This window comes from Bradyrhizobium sp. CB1015 (assembly GCF_025200925.1).
Lineage (GTDB): Bacteria > Pseudomonadota > Alphaproteobacteria > Rhizobiales > Xanthobacteraceae > Bradyrhizobium.
Genome location: NZ_CP104174.1, coordinates 7,590,095 through 7,605,746, shown reverse-complemented (window position 1 = coordinate 7,605,746; position 15,652 = coordinate 7,590,095). Strand labels below are relative to the sequence as shown.

Annotated in this window: 15 protein-coding genes; 9 read left to right on the top strand and 6 right to left on the bottom strand. The window is 64.7% G+C overall.

Features of this window, described 5'->3' with window-relative positions; translation table 11 throughout:
* Window positions 1–59: 59 nt before the first annotated feature.
* The 4 genes from N2604_RS35575 (at window position 60) to N2604_RS35560 (ending at window position 3,064) form a co-directional block, all read left to right on the top strand.
* Window positions 60–1,670: an acyl-CoA synthetase gene (locus tag N2604_RS35575; RefSeq protein ID WP_260376378.1), complete on the top strand. Its 1,611-nt coding sequence runs from the start codon at window positions 60–62 to the stop codon at window positions 1,668–1,670.
* Between the two features lie 26 nt (window positions 1,671–1,696).
* Window positions 1,697–2,164: a MarR family transcriptional regulator gene (locus N2604_RS35570; protein ID WP_260372601.1), complete on the top strand. Its 468-nt coding sequence runs from the start codon at window positions 1,697–1,699 to the stop codon at window positions 2,162–2,164.
* 100 nt (window positions 2,165–2,264) lie between these two features.
* Window positions 2,265–2,618: a nuclear transport factor 2 family protein gene (locus N2604_RS35565; RefSeq protein WP_409241756.1), complete on the top strand. Its 354-nt coding sequence runs from the start codon at window positions 2,265–2,267 to the stop codon at window positions 2,616–2,618.
* A 2-nt stretch (window positions 2,619–2,620) separates the two neighbouring features.
* Complete coding sequence (locus N2604_RS35560) at window positions 2,621–3,064, top strand: hypothetical protein (protein ID WP_260372599.1); 444 nt, start codon at window positions 2,621–2,623, stop codon at window positions 3,062–3,064.
* Window position 3,065: 1 nt separating this feature from the next.
* On the opposite strand, the gene N2604_RS35555 is transcribed toward N2604_RS35560, so the two are convergent.
* Entirely contained in the window at window positions 3,066–5,291 is a 2,226-nt protein-coding gene (locus N2604_RS35555; protein WP_260372598.1) for an ATP-binding protein, read from the bottom strand.
* Window positions 5,292–5,531: 240 nt separating this feature from the next.
* Between N2604_RS35555 and N2604_RS35550 the strand changes: the two genes are divergently transcribed.
* On the top strand, window positions 5,532–6,305 hold the full coding sequence (locus N2604_RS35550) for a DUF2189 domain-containing protein (protein ID WP_260372597.1): 774 nt from the start codon (window positions 5,532–5,534) through the stop codon (window positions 6,303–6,305).
* A gap of 239 nt (window positions 6,306–6,544) precedes the next feature.
* On the opposite strand, the gene N2604_RS35545 is transcribed toward N2604_RS35550, so the two are convergent.
* The 3 genes from N2604_RS35545 to N2604_RS35535 are packed head-to-tail and all read right to left on the bottom strand — an operon-like array spanning window position 6,545 to window position 7,831.
* Window positions 6,545–7,057 (bottom strand): SRPBCC family protein, encoded by a 513-nt coding sequence (locus N2604_RS35545; RefSeq protein WP_260372596.1) that lies wholly within the window; start codon window positions 7,055–7,057, stop codon window positions 6,545–6,547.
* Entirely contained in the window at window positions 7,054–7,524 is a 471-nt protein-coding gene (locus N2604_RS35540; RefSeq protein WP_260372595.1) for an SRPBCC family protein, read from the bottom strand. Before N2604_RS35540 ends, N2604_RS35545 begins: the two co-directional genes overlap by 4 nt.
* A complete protein-coding gene (locus tag N2604_RS35535; RefSeq protein WP_260372594.1) occupies window positions 7,517–7,831 on the bottom strand; it encodes a helix-turn-helix transcriptional regulator in 315 nt (104 codons plus the stop codon). Before N2604_RS35535 ends, N2604_RS35540 begins: the two co-directional genes overlap by 8 nt.
* Window positions 7,832–7,956: 125 nt before the next feature.
* Here N2604_RS35535 and N2604_RS35530 point away from each other — a divergent pair, with 125 nt between their 5' ends.
* Window positions 7,957–8,577: a LysE family translocator gene (locus N2604_RS35530; RefSeq protein ID WP_260372593.1), complete on the top strand. Its 621-nt coding sequence runs from the start codon at window positions 7,957–7,959 to the stop codon at window positions 8,575–8,577.
* 3 nt (window positions 8,578–8,580) lie between these two features.
* Here the strand turns inward: N2604_RS35530 and N2604_RS35525 are convergent, their stop codons facing one another.
* Window positions 8,581–9,384: an N-formylglutamate amidohydrolase gene (locus tag N2604_RS35525; RefSeq protein ID WP_260372592.1), complete on the bottom strand. Its 804-nt coding sequence runs from the start codon at window positions 9,382–9,384 to the stop codon at window positions 8,581–8,583.
* A gap of 76 nt (window positions 9,385–9,460) precedes the next feature.
* Between N2604_RS35525 and N2604_RS35520 the strand changes: the two genes are divergently transcribed.
* On the top strand, window positions 9,461–9,859 hold the full coding sequence (locus N2604_RS35520; RefSeq protein ID WP_260372591.1) for a gamma-glutamylcyclotransferase: 399 nt from the start codon (window positions 9,461–9,463) through the stop codon (window positions 9,857–9,859).
* A 175-nt stretch (window positions 9,860–10,034) separates the two neighbouring features.
* Here the strand turns inward: N2604_RS35520 and N2604_RS35515 are convergent, their stop codons facing one another.
* On the bottom strand, window positions 10,035–10,598 hold the full coding sequence (locus tag N2604_RS35515) for a chlorite dismutase family protein (RefSeq protein ID WP_260372590.1): 564 nt from the start codon (window positions 10,596–10,598) through the stop codon (window positions 10,035–10,037).
* 428 nt (window positions 10,599–11,026) lie between these two features.
* Between N2604_RS35515 and dnaG the strand changes: the two genes are divergently transcribed.
* Complete coding sequence (gene dnaG, locus N2604_RS35510; protein WP_260372589.1) at window positions 11,027–13,030, top strand: DNA primase; 2,004 nt, start codon at window positions 11,027–11,029, stop codon at window positions 13,028–13,030.
* Window positions 13,031–13,406: 376 nt separating this feature from the next.
* Window positions 13,407–15,542, top strand: a complete 2,136-nt coding sequence (rpoD, locus tag N2604_RS35505; protein WP_260372588.1) for an RNA polymerase sigma factor RpoD — start codon at window positions 13,407–13,409, stop codon at window positions 15,540–15,542.
* The last annotated feature ends 110 nt before the right edge of the window (window positions 15,543–15,652 follow it).

Below are 15,652 nucleotides of genomic sequence, written 5' to 3'. Positions count from 1 at the left end.
CGTGGATGGCCGGAACAAGTCCGGCCATGACGCTGAAACTGGTGGAAACGACCAAGCCCATGCTCACCGAAGCCGCAACCTACGACGAGCTCGTCCGCAATTTCCGTTGGGACATCCCTGCGCGCTTCAACATGGCGGAGGCGTGCTGCGATCGCCATGCCGACGGCACCGGCCGGCTCGCGCTGATCTATGTCGACGAGGCCGGCGCCACCAGCCACACCTCCTTCGACGAGGTCGCGGAGATGTCGCGCCGCTTCGCCAATGTGCTGAAGGCGGTCGGGCTCGTCCGCGGCGACCGCGTCGCGGTGTTCCTGTCGCAGTCGCTGGAATTGCCGATCGTGCACATGGCGGCGTTTCGCTCCGCCATGATCTCGATCCCGCTGTTCGCCCTGTTCGGCGAGGACGCGCTGGAATTCCGTCTGTCGAATTCGCAGGCCAAGGCGATCGTCACCGACGAGGGCGGCTGGGAAAAGCTGTCGAAGATCCGCGACCGCCTGCCGGAGCTGAGGAACGTCTACATCGTTGGCGCGCGCGCCCCCGCCGGCACGACATCGTTCTGGGATGCGGTGAAGGCCGCTTCGCCCGACTTCGCGCGGATCGATACCTCGGCCGACGATCCCGCGCTGATCATCTACACCTCGGGCACGACGGGTAACCCGAAGGGCGCGCTGCATGCGCATCGTGTCGTGCTCGGCCATCTGCCGAACGTGGAGATGTGCCACAACTTCTTACCCAAGCCCGGCGATCTCATGTGGACGCCGGCGGACTGGGCCTGGATCGGCGGGCTCATCAACGGCTTGCTTGCGTTCTGGTACCACGGCATTCCTCTGGTCGGCCATCGCGCGCGAAAATTCGAGCCGCAGGCGGCGATGCAGATGATGGCGGACCTTGGCGTGCGTAACGTCTTCCTGCCGCCGACCGCGCTGAAGCTGATGCGGCAGGCCGGCGTGAAGCACGCGGGCGTCAAGCTGCGCAGCATTTTTACGGGCGGGGAATCGCTCGGCGGCGAATTGCTCGGCTGGGTGCGCGAGACGTTCGGTATCGACGCACATGAGGTGTTCGGCCAGACCGAGTGCAATCTCGTGATCGGCAGCAACTCCAACCTGTTTCCGATCCGCCCGGGTTCGATGGGCAAGGCGACGCCGGGCTTCGATGTCCGCATCGTCAACGACAAGGGCGAGGAATTGCCGCGTGGTCAGCGCGGCATCATCGGCGTGCGCCAGCCATGCCCTGTCACCATGCTCGAATATTGGCGCAACCCGGAGGCGACGGCGAAGAAATATGCCGGCGGCTTCCTGCTCACCGGCGATCTCGGCGTCGAGGACGAGGACGGCTATTTCTGGTACGTCAGTCGCGAGGACGACGTCATCACCACCGCCGGCTATCGCGTCGGCCCCTCCGAGATCGAGCACACGCTGATGAAACATCCGTCGGTGGCAATGGCCGCGGTGGTCGGCATTCCCGATCCGATCCGCACCGAATCGATCAAGGCCTGGATCGTGCTGCGTCCGGGCTTTACCGGCAGTGACGCGCTCGCGCGCGAGATCCAGGAGTTCGTCAAGGTGCAGCTCGCCGCGCACGAATATCCGCGCTTCGTCGAGTTCGTCGAGACGCTGCCGATGACGGCGACCGGCAAGGTGCTGCGCCGCGAGCTGCGGGCCAAAGGCTGACTTCTTATAAGGGCTAGCTTCCGACCATGGCAAAGACGTCTCCAGCCGCGGGCCTTCACCGCGCCTCGCTTGCAAAGCTGCACGAGCTCGATGCGGCGCTGGAGCTGATGTATTACGGCTGGCGCGGCATGACGCTCGAAGCCGACGCATATCTGGCCAAGCAGGGCCTGTCGCGTCCGCATCAGCGCATCCTCTACGTGGTGGCACGCCGGCCCGACATCGCCATCGGCGCGCTGATCGAGATTCTCGGCATTTCCAAACAGGCCTTGAGCCGGCCGCTCAATCTGCTGCTGGAGCGCAAGCTCCTGACCTCAAAGCGCGCGCCGGAGCAGCACCGCTCGAAATTGCTGCGCCTGACGGAAGCGGGGCGGCGCATCGAGCAACGGGCCTCGGACCACGAGCGCCAGGTCCTGCGCGAAGCGTTCGCGCGCGCCGGGGCGAGCGGTGCGGCGGGATGGATCGGCGTGATGGAGGCGATCGCCGACAGCAACTGACCGAAAATCTCAAGTCAACATAGTTGACATGACGCGCGCGCTTTGCCACCTTCCCGGCCACAAGCCAAGGGGGAGGATCCGTGTCGTGAGCGGACAGGCAATGAACCGCGCGGCCGCCGCAAGCTTTGTCGCGGCATGGTGCGCGAACTGGTGCAAAGTAGACATCGACGCGGTCGTCGCCCATTTCGCCGACGATGCGCAGATGCGCAGCCCGCTCGCGCTCACCCTGACGGGGTCTCCGACCGTCACCGGCGCCGAGAACATCCGCGGCTACTGGCGGAAAGCTTATGGCCACATCGAAAGTGCCGACCTGAAGATCCTGGACTGGAGCTGGGACGATGCGATCGCGCGACTAACGGTGTGGTGGCAATTGGGCGATACGCGCGCCAGCGAATTCATGGACTTCGACGATGCGGGCCGTGTGGTGCGCAGCGAAGCCTTCTACGGGAAATAGCCATGCGATTTTCGGATATCGTGCTGCTCCTCAACACGCTCTGGTTCGTGGGCGCGTTCATCCAGTTCAGCATCGCGCAAACCAACACGTTGAAGATCCTGCTGCCGCGGGAGGAGCGCAGCAATCCGATCGCGCCGACCCTCGCGGCGAGCGTCGCTTTCCTCGGCGGCATGAATCTGCCGATCGGGCTGTTGTCGCTCTATCTCCTGGCCGTCCGCCCGTCCTTCTTTCAACCGGTCGAAGCGCAGCTCGCGCTGTTTCTGTTCTTTGCTGCCTGCCATTTCAGCCAGTTCGCCTACAACGTTCCGGTGCTGATGCGCGGCGGTCGCGTAGGGGTGGCCTATTGGCCGGTGTTGAAGGGTCCGATGCTCCGGATCTTCGTCATCGATGCGGCGCTCTTCGCGGCCAATCTCGCAGTGGCGCTGCAGCTCACGATCGCGTCCTGATCTACCGGGGCGGCTCCGACAGGGCGGACCGCAGCATTGCGGCAAGATCCTGCCTTCGGAACGGCTTGGTCAGAATGCGCGCGTCGATCCCGTCGGGCGTCTTGACCGGATCCTGGCTGTATCCGGAAGTGAAGAGCACCTTGAGGCCGGGCCGCAGTTGAACGGCCTGTCTCGCCAGCTCCGGCCCGAACATGCCGCCGGGCATCACGACGTCGGTGAACAGCAGCTGGATGTCCCCGGACCGGCGCAGCACGTCGAGCGCCGCGGGTCCGTTCGACGTCGTGATGACGCGGTAGCCGAGCGCCTTCAGCTCGTTCTCGACGTAGGCGCGCACCATGCCGTCGTCCTCGACGACGAGGACAGTCTCGCGTCCCTCCAGTGCGGCGCCAGGCGCGGCCGGTGGCGGCTCCTCGTTCGGCGACGTCGCGAGGCGAGGAAAGAACAGCCTGACCACGCTGCCTTGACCCGGTTCGGACTGCATCTGCACAAGTCCGCCGGATTGTTGCGCAAACCCGTAGACCATGCTGAGGCCAAGACCGGTCCCCTTGCCGACCTCCTTGGTGGTGAAGAACGGCTCGAACGCGCGCCCCAACACCTCGCTGTTCATGCCGGACCCGGTATCCTTCACAGCCAGCATGACGTAGTCGCCGGGCCGCGGCTCGCCATTGACATCGAGGTCGGATTCACCAAGCGATGTGTTGCGCACCTCGACCGTCAGCTTGCCGCCGTCAGGCATCGCATCGCGCGCGTTGAGCACGAGGTTGAGCACGGCCGTCGCCAATTGGCCTGGATCGACGCTGGCGCGCCAGAGATCCGGCGCGAGCGTGAAGCTGGATTCAATGTGCTCACCCAGGGTCCGCTGCAGAAGCTGCTTCATGCCGGTGACCTGCTCGGCGATGTCGATCTCGCGAGGCCGCAGCGGCTGCTTGCGCGCGAAGGCGAGCAGGCTCCGCGTCAGGTCAGACCCGCGTTCGGCGGCGGTGGCAATGTCGTCGGCGATCCGTTGCAATTCCTTGTTGCCCGCAAGCCTGTCGGCGAGGTGCTCGGAATTGCCGAGAATGACGGTCAGGAGGTTGTTGAAATCGTGTGCCACGCCGCCCGTGAGCTGGCCCATGGCTTCCATCTTCTGGGACTGGCTGAGCTTGTGGCTGAGATCCGCGATGGCGGCGCGCTGCTGCTCGAGCGATTCGGCCGTGCTGTTGAGCAGGGTCATCAATCCGCCGAGCTCCCCGCCCGGGTGGGGCTCCGGAATGCGCGCGCTGAGGTCGCCGCGCCCGAGGCTCTTCGCCATGGCGGCGAGCCGTCCGACCTGTCGTCCGATGCTCACGGTCGTGAGGATCCAGAGGCCGGCGAGGAGCAGCAGCGAGGCCACCGCCAGAATCGCCATGTCCTCGTAAAGCCGGCGGTTCGCTGCCGCGACCAGCCCGTCCTTGGATCGCCCGACCAGGATGGTGAGGCCGGCCTTGCGGATCGAGGGCGAGCGGGCAACGGCCCAGATCTGCGTGCGCCCCCCGCGATCGGTAATCTCCCGAAATGGCTCGCCATCGGACCCTGCCGCGAAGTGGAACAGGTCGGAGCCCGCAATGGATCCGCCGACGGGTACGCTCCAGCCGCCACTTTTGGGGGCGGCCAGGACCGTGCCGTTGGCGTCGACGAGCAGGATGTCCTTCTCGGAGAGCAGCCGCTTGTCGTGAAATTCCGCGAATTTTTTCAGGTTGAAGGACGCAAGCAGCACGAATTTCAGCGCGCCCGCCTCCGAGCGTACAGGATAGGCGATCTGCAGCGACAGCCCGGTGAGGCGGCCGAACACCGGCTCCACCGCGACGCCGCCGTGAAGATTCTTGACCTCTTTGAAATAGCCGCGGTCGTTCAGGTCGAGCGTGCGGTTGGTCCGCAGCGAGTCACAGAACAGCCTGCCGTCGGGATCGATGGTCAGGATACCCGTGAACTGCGGATATTCTTCGCGGACATCCGACAGAAACGCCGAGCATGCCGCCTTGTCGCGCGTGTCGAGGTCGCGGGCACGGGCGAGCCCGTAATGAAGTTGCGCGGTGCCCTGGATCTTCTCCCCGAGATCGCTGGCGATGTCGTCGGCGGATGCGGCGAGATTGGCCAGCGCCGCGTCGATCTCGCTGGCCCGGTTCTGCACGAAGCGCAGCCCGACCAGAATGGCCGGGACGAGCATGGCCGCGATGACGAGGATCAGTAACCGGGTACGCAGGCTCATCGGTGGGTGATCCGCTCTCGGGCGAGGGTGCTCGGAGGTACAATTTGCGGCACGATCTTCTGCCCCGTCCATAGCCGTCCGCGCGAAAATCGCGCGAAAGGCTTAAGATTTCGGAGCGCGAGCAGTGTTGCGGCGCTGCTCCTCATCGCGCCGGCCGGCCTTAAGTTGCGCCGCCACGCAGCGGCGCTAATATCGCGGCATGCGCGCGACGAAGATCGCGCCGATCTGCGGAGGGAGCTCATGTCCATCTCGGGCAAGGTCGATCCGGTGGTGCGTCCCGTGGCGGCGGCCGACATCGCCGAGGCGCTGGTCGAGGGCCTGCGCGATTTCCAGGCGCTGCCTCTCTATGGTCTTTGCTTCGGCGCGCTCTACGCCGCCGGCGGCATCGTCATCATGCTCTGTCTCACCGCCTTCGGCATGGTCTATCTGGTCTATCCGCTCGCTGCAGGTTTTGCGCTGATCGGGCCGTTCGTTGCGATCGGCCTTTACGAAGTCAGCCGGCGCCGCGAGCGCGGCGAGCCGGTCTCGTTCGGTGCGATCTGGTCCGCGATCCGCTCGCGCAGCGAGATCGGCTGGATGGCGTTCGTGACGTTGTTCATGTTCGTGGTCTGGATGTATCAGGTGCGGCTCCTGATCGCGCTGCTGCTCGGCCTCAAGGCCTCGTTCTCGAGCTTGCAGGAGTTCATGACGGTGGTGCTGACGACCAGCGAGGGCCTGCTGTTCCTTGCCATCGGCAATGTGGTCGGTGCCGTGCTGTCGCTGATCCTGTTCTCGCTGACCGTGGTGTCGTTCCCGCTGCTGCTCGATCGCGAGGTTGATTTCGTCACGGCCATGGTGACGAGCGTGCGCGCGGTGGTGACGAGCCCGCTGCCGATGATCGGTTGGGCCGCCGTGATCGTGATGCTGCTGATCGTCTCGGCGCTGCCGTATTTTCTCGGCTTGATCGTCACGCTTCCGGTGCTTGGGCATGCGACCTGGCACCTCTATCGGCGGCTGGTGGCGCCGGTGCCTTAGTGTCAGCGCTCTTCCTTCTCCCCTTGTGGGAGAAGGTGGCATAGGCGGCCTTCGGCCGCCGTTCCTAAGAACGCCGATGCTTGCATCGGCCATGGCGCCGGATGAGGGGTCTCTCTCCGCGAACTCATTGAGAGAAGCGTGCGCGGCGAGAAACCCCTCACCCGTCTCGCCGCTACGCGGCGAGCCACCCTCTCCCACAAGGGGAGAGGGAAGAGATACCGATGTTTGTCCTTCTTCAATTAAGGCGTCTTGATCCCCATCGCCTTCAGCGCTTCCAGCAACCGCACCGGCGGGGACATCTCGATATGCGGCGCCTTGCCGGTCTCCAGCAGGCTCTTCAGTCCGGAGAGGATCGCGGGCCAGCCGGCGCGGCCGCCGGAAAGGATGTCGTCGCTGAGCTCGCGGTCGTGACGTTCGCTCATGGTGAGGCGGACGGCTTCGCCGGCTGTCTCGATCTCGTAGGTGACAATGGTGGTGCCGAGCTTCTCCACGAGCCCCGGCCAATTGACGTTCCAGCTCACCGTGAGCCTCTTCGGTGGATCATATTCGAACACTTCGCCGCGGATGTGCTCGGAGCCGTCGGGTGTGCGCACGATGAAACTGCCGCCGAGCTTCGGCTCCATCTCCACCGCAAAGCCGGAGAAATATTTCCGGCTGAACGCGGCGGACGTCAGCGCCTCCCACACCTTCTCCGGCGTCGAGGCGATGTAGGTGGTGTAGACGGTCAGCGGCTTGAACTGATCGAGGTTCATTTTGCGTCGAATCCCTTGTTGAGCGCCGTGCGCGGGATGGAAAGGACCTGGCCTCTCTCCAGCAGGCTCTTCAGTCCGGACAGGATCGCCGGCCAGCCGTTGGAGATGGCGCCGAGATATTTGCCGCCCTCGACGAAACCGTCGTGCAGTACCGTCAAACGCACGAGCGAGCCGAACGGTTCGAGCGTGAAGACGACGCGTGAGACCGGCTCGTCGCGCAGCTCTTCGAACTTATGGTGCTTGAAGCTGTAGGACAGGCGTCGCGGCGGATCGGATTCCAGGATCTCGCCGGAATCGGTGACCTCGCCGTCGAGCGTGAGCGCGAAGGGAGAGCCGACCGTCCAGTCCGACCTGACCTCGGCGCCGAACCAATATTGCCTGGTGAACTCGCTCGACGTCAGCGCCTGCCACAGCTTCTCGGGCGTGGTCTCGATGTAGGTCACGTAGACGAACTCCGGCTTACTCATCGCGTTTCTCCAACTGGCGTTTCAGTTCGCTGAGCGCGGCGAGCTTGCTGCGCTCGAACTTCTTGATCCAGCGTTCGCCGATCTGATGGATCGGCACCGGGTTGAGGTAATGCAGCTTCTCGCGGCCCTGCCTGATGGTCGTCACCAGGTTGGCCTCTTCGAGAATGACAAGGTGTTTTGTGACGGCCTGCCGCGTCATGGCGAGGCCTTCGCAAAGCTCGTTCAATGTCTGACCGTTCCTGGCGTGAAGCCTGTCGAGCAGCGACCGTCGTGACGCATCGGCGAGCGCTTTGAAGACGTCATCCATGGCCGGATAATAGGCAACCAAACGGTTGCATGTCAAGTCGCTACAGCGGGGAGAGAGGGAACGTCTTCCGTTCCAGCCCTCGCCATGCATTAATGCGGCGAAACCGCCGTCAGCGAGTCCCTTCCATGATGTCCATGCAAGCCTACCTCGCCTTCGTCGCCGCCTGCATTGCGCTGGCGCTGCTGCCGGGGCCGATCGTCACCCTCGTCATCGCCAATGGCTTGCGCCATGGCACGCGTGCGGCCCTCATCAACGTGGCCGGCGCGCAGGCCGGGCTGGCCATCGTCATCGGCATCGTCGCAATCGGCCTGACCTCGCTGATGGCGACCATGGGCTATTGGTTCGACTGGGTGCGCTTTGCCGGCGCCGCATATCTCGTCTGGCTCGGCATCAAGCTGATCTGGGCGCCGGTCGAGGGCGTCGATATCGACGCGCCGCCACCGCCGCCGCGCGGCGGTTTTTTCCTGCAAGGCTTCCTGGTGCTGCTGTCGAACCCGAAGGTGCTGGTGTTCTTCGGCGCTTTCATCCCGCAGTTCATGGACATGAGTCAGCCGCATTTCCCGCAGGTCGCTCTGCTGGGCGCCACCTTCATGATCACCGCCGTGATGACCGATGCGCTCTATGCGATTGCCGCCGGGCGCGCGCGAAAATTCTTCTCGGCGCGGCGCACGCGGATGATGTCGCGCATCTCCGGCGGCTTCATGATCGGCGGCGGCATCTGGCTGGCGCTGACGCGAGCGAAGTGACGTTTACGCCATTCCCTGCTTGCGCAGCGTTGCCTCGACCTCGCGCAGGATCCGCGCCAGCCGCTCGGCCCATTGCTGCTGGCCGCTCTCGTCGGCGATCAGGTCCTGGCGGATCTCGATGCCGGTGTTGACGAGGCCGCGCGCCTCGCCGTGGACCGGGATGGTGTAGTCGGTGATGTCGCTCACCGCATAAGGCTGGTTGTCGCCGACGACGAGCGCGCTCTCGTCCCGCAAATGCTGCAACATCAGCCGCGGCAGCACGGTGTCGCGGTGGTAGAGCGTGCCGATGTGCCAGGGCCGCGGATCGCCGTAATAGACCGGCGTGAAGCTGTGCAGCGCCACCAGCACCGTCGGCTTGCCCGCCTTGACGCGCGCATCGATCGCCGCGCCAATCCGGCGGTGATAGGGATCGAAGATCTCGCGCCGGCGCATCTCCTTGGCCGCGGCTGACAGATCCTCGTTGCCGGGGATGGCGGTCGCCTCGGAGATCACGGGGATCGAGCTTGCGACGCCGGGCGGGCGGTTGCAGTCGATCACCAGGCGCGAATAGCGCTGCGCGATCAGATGCGCATCGAGCATTTCCGCGAGCCGCTCGGCGACGCCGGCGATGCCGATGTCCCAGGCGATGTGCCTGACGAGATCGCCGTCCGCGACGCCGAGATCGCCGAGCGCGCGCGGCAGCACCCGTCCGTAATGGTCCGCGGTGAGCAGGAACGGCGATGTCCCTGCCGTATTCACCTCATGCACGGGCGGAATGTCGCCCTCGCCGAGCAATTGATCGGTTGCGTCGGCTATGTCCAAAGCCATCCTGATTTGCCTATGGAATGACAAACTGTGTAAACGGAGTAGCGGTATCGCACCGATGCCGCAACGTTGGAACAGCATGAGCTCGGATCGACTTTTCGTTTACGGCACCCTGATGCGCGGCTTCGACCACCCGATGGCGCGGCTGCTCGCCGGCCATGCGGAATTCCTCGGCGAAGCCACCTGCCGCGGCCGGCTCGTTCTGGTGAAGCACTATCCGGGATTGCTGCTCTCCGAGACGCCGACCGATGTCGTTCATGGCGAGCTGTTTCAGCTGCGTGTGCCGGACGAGCTCTTGCGCGAGCTCGACATGTACGAGGCCTGCGGCGAGGGCTTTCCGGAGCCGACCGAATATCTGCGGCAGATGATCGAGGTGACGCGCTCCGATGGCACCACCGAGAAGGCCTGGACCTACGTCTACAACTGGCCGGTCACCGATCTGCCGCGCATCGAATCCGGGCGCTTCCTGGAGCGTTGAAATCGCACGCGGCCTTCACCTCTCCCCGCTTGCGGGGAGAGGTCGGATTGCATCGAAGATGCAATCCGGGTGAGGGGGTACAGGTCTCTCGACGACCTCAAGCGTGGAGAGAGGCCCCTCACCCCAACCCTCTCCCCGTAAGAACGGGGCGAGGGAGCGCACCGTTGGTGCCGCTTCAAGCCGACAGCACTTCCTTGACCACGCGCACGTCGACCTCGCGCTCGACATAGGTCCACTCCTCGGTCCGCCGCAGCATCGCCACCAGCTCCTCGAACAGCGAGGCGTGCGCGGGGGCGAATTCGAACCAGGTCAGGAAATCGAAGGGGCCGCCGAGGTCGCGGCAATGATAGAGCTGGCGCGCGATCGCGGGCAGGAAACGAAGACTGCTGGCAATGTGGTGCGACTTGTCCTCGAAGATCTTGCGGCGCTCTTCCTGGGTCAGCTCCCACCAGGCCTGCGACTTGCGGATCGGGATCAGCGCCGCGCTGGTTGCTTCCAGCCGGCCGAGGCCAGCCTGCACGGCGACGAGCTGCTGCTTCTCGGCCCGCTCCGTGTAGCGCAGGCTGCTCGCGACGCCGACCAGCCGCCAGGCATTGCGCGAGGGCACCAGCGGCAATGACACGGCCTCGCTGTCGGTCACCGACAACGCCGGCACGAAGGGCAGGGGCTCGCCCGTCACAGGCGAAATCGAGGTCACCCGCCAGCCCCCGCTCTGGCCGCCTCGAAAGGTCCTGAACATGGCGGTATGGAAGCGTGGAACCGGGCGCGGTTCAAGCCTTCCGTTGCCCGTTCCGTCATCCTGAGGCGCGAGTGGCGCGATGCCATGCATCGCGCCGGGAGCCTCGAAGGATGAACGGCCGAGCCGATGCTCAGTAGTTGACGCGGTTAGAGCCGGGCCGTCGCCCTTCGAGGCTCGCCGAAGAGGCGAGCACCTCAGGGTGACGGATGAAGGCGAACGCTCGCGGCATCAGGCTCGCGCTGATGCGTGCGCGGGCGCTGTCAATATTCGCGTGTCGGTATTCGTCTTGGAGACAAATTGCGCATGTGGACAAAGTGGATATGGACTGAACATATCGAGAACATTAAATGAGCAATTGAAGCAAGGCAACGATTTGCCTTTCTGAGTTGGGCGGCCGCGTGCGGCCACTGACAGAGTTCCATCCAGCCATGCGCTTCACACCCCAGTTCCTCGACGAGCTTCGTGCCCGGCTTTCGGTCTCCGAGGTCGTGGGCAAGCGCGTCAAGCTGAAGAAGGCGGGTCGCGAGTGGAAGGGGCTGTCGCCGTTCCAGCAGGAGAAGACGCCGTCCTTCTACGTCAACGACCAGAAGGGATTTTATCACGACTTCTCCTCGGGCAAGCACGGCGACATCATCACCTTCGTGATGGAGACCGACGGCCTGCCGTTCGCCGAGGCGGTGGAGCGGCTTGCCAACATGGCGGGCCTGCCGCTGCCGGCGGGGACGCCCAACGCGGCGCGCGAGGAGCAGCGGCGGCGCTCGCTGTATGACGTGATGGATCTCGCGGCGAAATTCTTCGCCGAGACGCTGGCCTCGCGCGTGGGTGCGAAAGCACGCGGCTATCTCGCCGACCGCGCCATTTCGCCGGCGACGCAATTGCAGTTCCGCCTCGGCTATGCGCCGCCGCCGCCCGATCGCTTCGCGCTGAAGGAGCATCTCGGCAAGCTCGGTGTCTCCGTCGAGGACATGATCGAGACCGGACTGCTCGTGGCCGGCAACGACATTCCCGTGCCTTACGACCGCTTCCGCGATCGCGTGATGTTTCCGATCACGGATCTGCGCGGCCGCGTCATCGCCTTCGGCGGGCGCGCGCTGGAGAAGGACGTGCCGGCAAAATACCTGAATTCGCCGGAGACGCCGCTCTTCCACAAGGGCGACAATCTCTACAACCACCAGACCGCGCGCAAAGCCACCCATGACGGCAACCCGCTGATCGTGGTCGAAGGCTATGTCGACGTCATCGCCATGGTCACCGCGGGCTTTGCCGGCAGCGTCGCGCCGCTCGGCACCGCGCTCACCGAGAGCCAGCTCGCGCTGCTCTGGAAGATGGCGGACGAGCCGATCCTCTGCTTCGACGGCGACCGCGCCGGACAGAAGGCGGCGTATCGTGCTGCGGACCTCGCCTTGCCATTCCTCGCGCCCGGCAAGAGTCTTCGCTTTGCGCTGCTGCCGGAAGGGCAGGACCCTGACGATCTCGTGCGCTCCGGCGGGCGCGGCGCGATCGAGGAGGTGATCGCCGCCGCCCGTCCGCTCGCCGACATGATCTGGTCGCGCGAGCTCGAAGGCGGTAATTTCGCCACGCCGGAGCGGCGCGCCGCGCTGGAGGCCCGCATCAAGGACCTCACGAACGGCATCCGCGACGAGGTGGTGCGGCGTTATTATCGCGACGACTTCGTCGAGCGGCTGCAGCGCACCTTCGCGCCGGAAGGCGGGCGGGGCTTTGGCGGCCGTGGCAATTTCCGCCCCGGTGGCGGCCGGCCGTTCCAGCCGCGGGGCGGGGCGAATCGATTCGGCGGACAAGGGTTCGGCGGCCGCCGCGGCGCCCCGGGTCCGGCCCCGCTGCCGTCCGGCCCCTACCAGGCGGCGAGCCCCCAGTTGGCGGCAAGCCCGATCCTGCGGGGCCAGCGCAGCGCCATCTCCCGCCGGGAGGCCCTGATCCTGCAAAGCCTGATCAACCACCCCTGGCTGCTGCACGAGCATTTGGAGGAGGTCGCCGCCCTGGAGCTGGCCCATTCCGAGGCCCATAAGCTCCGGGCGGGCATCATTGCCGCCTTCGCCAACGACCATCACCATTCGCCGGACCCCGGCGAGCAGGCCGAAAAAATGCGGGGGGACCTCGAAAAAGGTGGATTTTCTCAAACTCTTCAAAGGGTTGAGAACGTCATCACGACCCAGGCGGTGTGGGCCGCCCGCGAGGGCGCGGCCCGGGACGACGTTCTTGCCACCTGGCACCAGCTGGTTGCCTTGCATCGGCAATGGCATTCACTACTTAGAGAGCTGAAAGACGCCGAGCTGGCCTTGGGGGAGGATCCCAGCGAGGCCAATTTGGCGTGGCTGCGTGACGTCAAGGCTCGGATGGGGGAAGTCGACGGTACCGAGGCCCTGATCGAGGGTTTTGGCGAGCTGTCGGGCCGGCTCCAGAAGAGCATGTGATGAAAGAATCATGCGGACGGCCGCAGCTGGTACCGCTAAAAGACTCGCCAAATCCTGGGTTTGGCGGCAAAAACAGGGTTAATCGAGGCTTAACGGTCTTGTAGCACTTTGGCCCAGAGGCGGCCGCAGGCATAACAGACGCGTCAGGAATGAATCCGCGCAATCGCTGTTGGCACTACACCTGCATCCGCCGCGACAAAGAGGCTGACGAAGCGTTAGGCAATTCCGGCGAGAGAAAGTTGGGGGTGGCGAGAGGTTTGTGCGCCGCCCTTTCCGTGTCGAGAGCTGCCGAAGCGAGAGCGTCGAGCAACAGGTTCATGTGAATTCACGCAAGGCGCGGCGGGCGCCTCGCATGAAGCGCGTTTAGGAGCAATGGATGGCCACCAAGGCAAAGACGCTGCAGGCGAAAGACAAGGAAAAAGACGACAAGGCAGCGGATGCGCCGGAGAAGGATTCCCAGGACGCGCCCTCGCCCTTGCTCGACCTGTCCGACGCCGCAGTGAAGAAGATGATCAAGCAGGCCAAGAAGCGCGGCTTCGTGACCTTCGATCAGCTCAACGAAGTCTTGCCGTCCGATCAGACCTCGCCCGAACAGATCGAGGACATCATGTCGATGCTCTCGGACATGGGCATCAACGTCACCGAAGCCGACGACACCGAAGGCGAGGAAGAGAAGGACGAGGGCGACGACGAGACCGATAACGAGCTCGTCGAGGTCACCCAGAAGGCCGTCACCGAGGTCAAGAAGAGCGAGCCGGGCGAGCGCACCGACGATCCCGTGCGCATGTATCTGCGCGAGATGGGCACGGTCGAGCTGCTCTCCCGCGAAGGCGAAATCGCGATCGCCAAGCGCATCGAGGCCGGCCGCGAGGCGATGATCGCGGGCCTCTGCGAAAGCCCGCTGACCTTCCAGGCCATCATCATCTGGCGCGACGAGCTCAACGAGGGCAAGATCTTCCTCCGCGACATCATCGATCTCGAAGCGACCTATGCCGGCCCCGACGCCAAGGGCGGCATGAACACTGCGATGATCGCAGGTCCCAATGGCGAGAACGGCGAAGCGTCCGCCGAGGGCGGCGAAGCCACGGCGTCTGCAGCCGCGCCCGCGCATGTCGCGCCGCCTGCGGCGCCGCCGGCGCCGACCCCGTTCCGCGCCGCGCCTGCGGCCGCCCCCGAGGGCGAGGAGAAGGATCCCGGCGAGGCTGCGGCCGAAGCCGACATGGACGACGACGAGTTCGAGAACCAGATGTCGCTCGCGGCGATCGAGGCCGAGCTCAAGCCGAAGGTGGTCGAGATCTTCGATCGCATCGCTGACAGCTACAAGAAGCTGCGCAAGCTTCAGGAGCAGGATATCCAGAACCAGCTTCAGAACGAGTCGCTCTCGCCGCACCAGGAGCGCAAGTACAAGAAGCTGAAGGACGAGATCATCGTCGAGGTGAAGTCGCTGCGCCTCAACCAGGCCCGCATCGACAGCCTCGTCGAGCAACTCTACGACATCAACAAGCGCCTGGTCTCGCATGAGGGCCGCCTGATGCGCCTTGCCGATAGCCACGGCGTCGCGCGCGAGGATTTCCTGCGCAACTACACCGGCTCGGAGCTCGATCCGCGCTGGCTCAACCGCGTCTCGAAATTGTCCGCAAAAGGCTGGAAGAACTTCGTCCATCACGAGAAGGACCGCATCAAGGACCTGCGCCACGAGGTGCATCAGCTCGCCGCGCTGACCGGCCTCGAGATCGTCGAGTTCCGCAAGATCGTGCACTCCGTGCAGAAGGGCGAGCGCGAGGCTCGCCAGGCCAAGAAGGAGATGGTGGAAGCCAACCTCCGTCTCGTGATCTCGATCGCCAAGAAGTACACCAACCGCGGTCTGCAGTTCCTCGACCTGATTCAGGAAGGCAACATCGGCCTGATGAAGGCGGTCGACAAGTTCGAGTACCGCCGCGGCTACAAGTTCTCGACCTACGCCACGTGGTGGATCCGGCAGGCGATCACCCGCAGCATCGCCGACCAGGCGCGCACCATCCGCATCCCCGTGCACATGATCGAGACGATCAACAAGATCGTGCGCACGTCCCGCCAGATGCTCAACGAGATCGGCCGCGAGCCGACCCCGGAAGAGCTCGCCGAAAAGCTCGGCATGCCGCTGGAGAAAGTGCGCAAGGTCCTCAAGATCGCCAAGGAGCCGCTCTCGCTGGAGACGCCGGTCGGTGACGAGGAGGATTCACATCTCGGCGATTTTATCGAGGACAAGAACGCGATCCTGCCCATCGACGCCGCGATCCAGTCCAACCTGCGCGAGACCACGACGCGCGTCCTCGCCTCGCTCACCCCGCGCGAAGAGCGCGTCCTGCGCATGCGCTTCGGCATCGGCATGAACACCGACCACACGCTGGAAGAGGTGGGACAGCAGTTCTCGGTGACGAGAGAGCGTATTCGTCAGATCGAAGCGAAGGCGCTGCGCAAGCTGAAGCATCCGTCGAGGTCGCGGAAGCTGCGGAGCTTTTTGGATAACTGATCGCTGACAGCGATCCAAAGCAAAACGGCGGGCCTTGGCCCGCCGTTTTGTTTTGTCTTGTCGTCATTGCGAGCGCAGCGAAGCAATCCAGAGTCTTTCCGCAGAGACAT

Coding starts and splice junctions, on each gene's coding strand:
- N2604_RS35575 (WP_260376378.1), top strand. CDS start 60: ATGCTCACCGAAGCCGCAACCTACGACGAGCTCGTCCGCAATTTCCGT.
- N2604_RS35535 (WP_260372594.1), bottom strand. CDS start 7,831: ATGGATGACGTCTTCAAAGCGCTCGCCGATGCGTCACGACGGTCGCTG.
- N2604_RS35525 (WP_260372592.1), bottom strand. CDS start 9,384: ATGGCTTTGGACATAGCCGACGCAACCGATCAATTGCTCGGCGAGGGC.
- N2604_RS35520 (WP_260372591.1), top strand. CDS start 9,461: ATGAGCTCGGATCGACTTTTCGTTTACGGCACCCTGATGCGCGGCTTC.
- dnaG (WP_260372589.1), top strand. CDS start 11,027: ATGCGCTTCACACCCCAGTTCCTCGACGAGCTTCGTGCCCGGCTTTCG.
- N2604_RS35560 (WP_260372599.1), top strand. CDS start 2,621: ATGCGATTTTCGGATATCGTGCTGCTCCTCAACACGCTCTGGTTCGTG.
- N2604_RS35530 (WP_260372593.1), top strand. CDS start 7,957: ATGATGTCCATGCAAGCCTACCTCGCCTTCGTCGCCGCCTGCATTGCG.
- N2604_RS35540 (WP_260372595.1), bottom strand. CDS start 7,524: ATGAGTAAGCCGGAGTTCGTCTACGTGACCTACATCGAGACCACGCCC.
- rpoD (WP_260372588.1), top strand. CDS start 13,407: ATGGCCACCAAGGCAAAGACGCTGCAGGCGAAAGACAAGGAAAAAGAC.
- N2604_RS35565 (WP_409241756.1), top strand. CDS start 2,265: ATGAACCGCGCGGCCGCCGCAAGCTTTGTCGCGGCATGGTGCGCGAAC.
- N2604_RS35550 (WP_260372597.1), top strand. CDS start 5,532: ATGTCCATCTCGGGCAAGGTCGATCCGGTGGTGCGTCCCGTGGCGGCG.
- N2604_RS35515 (WP_260372590.1), bottom strand. CDS start 10,598: ATGTTCAGGACCTTTCGAGGCGGCCAGAGCGGGGGCTGGCGGGTGACC.
- N2604_RS35555 (WP_260372598.1), bottom strand. CDS start 5,291: ATGAGCCTGCGTACCCGGTTACTGATCCTCGTCATCGCGGCCATGCTC.
- N2604_RS35545 (WP_260372596.1), bottom strand. CDS start 7,057: ATGAACCTCGATCAGTTCAAGCCGCTGACCGTCTACACCACCTACATC.
- N2604_RS35570 (WP_260372601.1), top strand. CDS start 1,697: ATGGCAAAGACGTCTCCAGCCGCGGGCCTTCACCGCGCCTCGCTTGCA.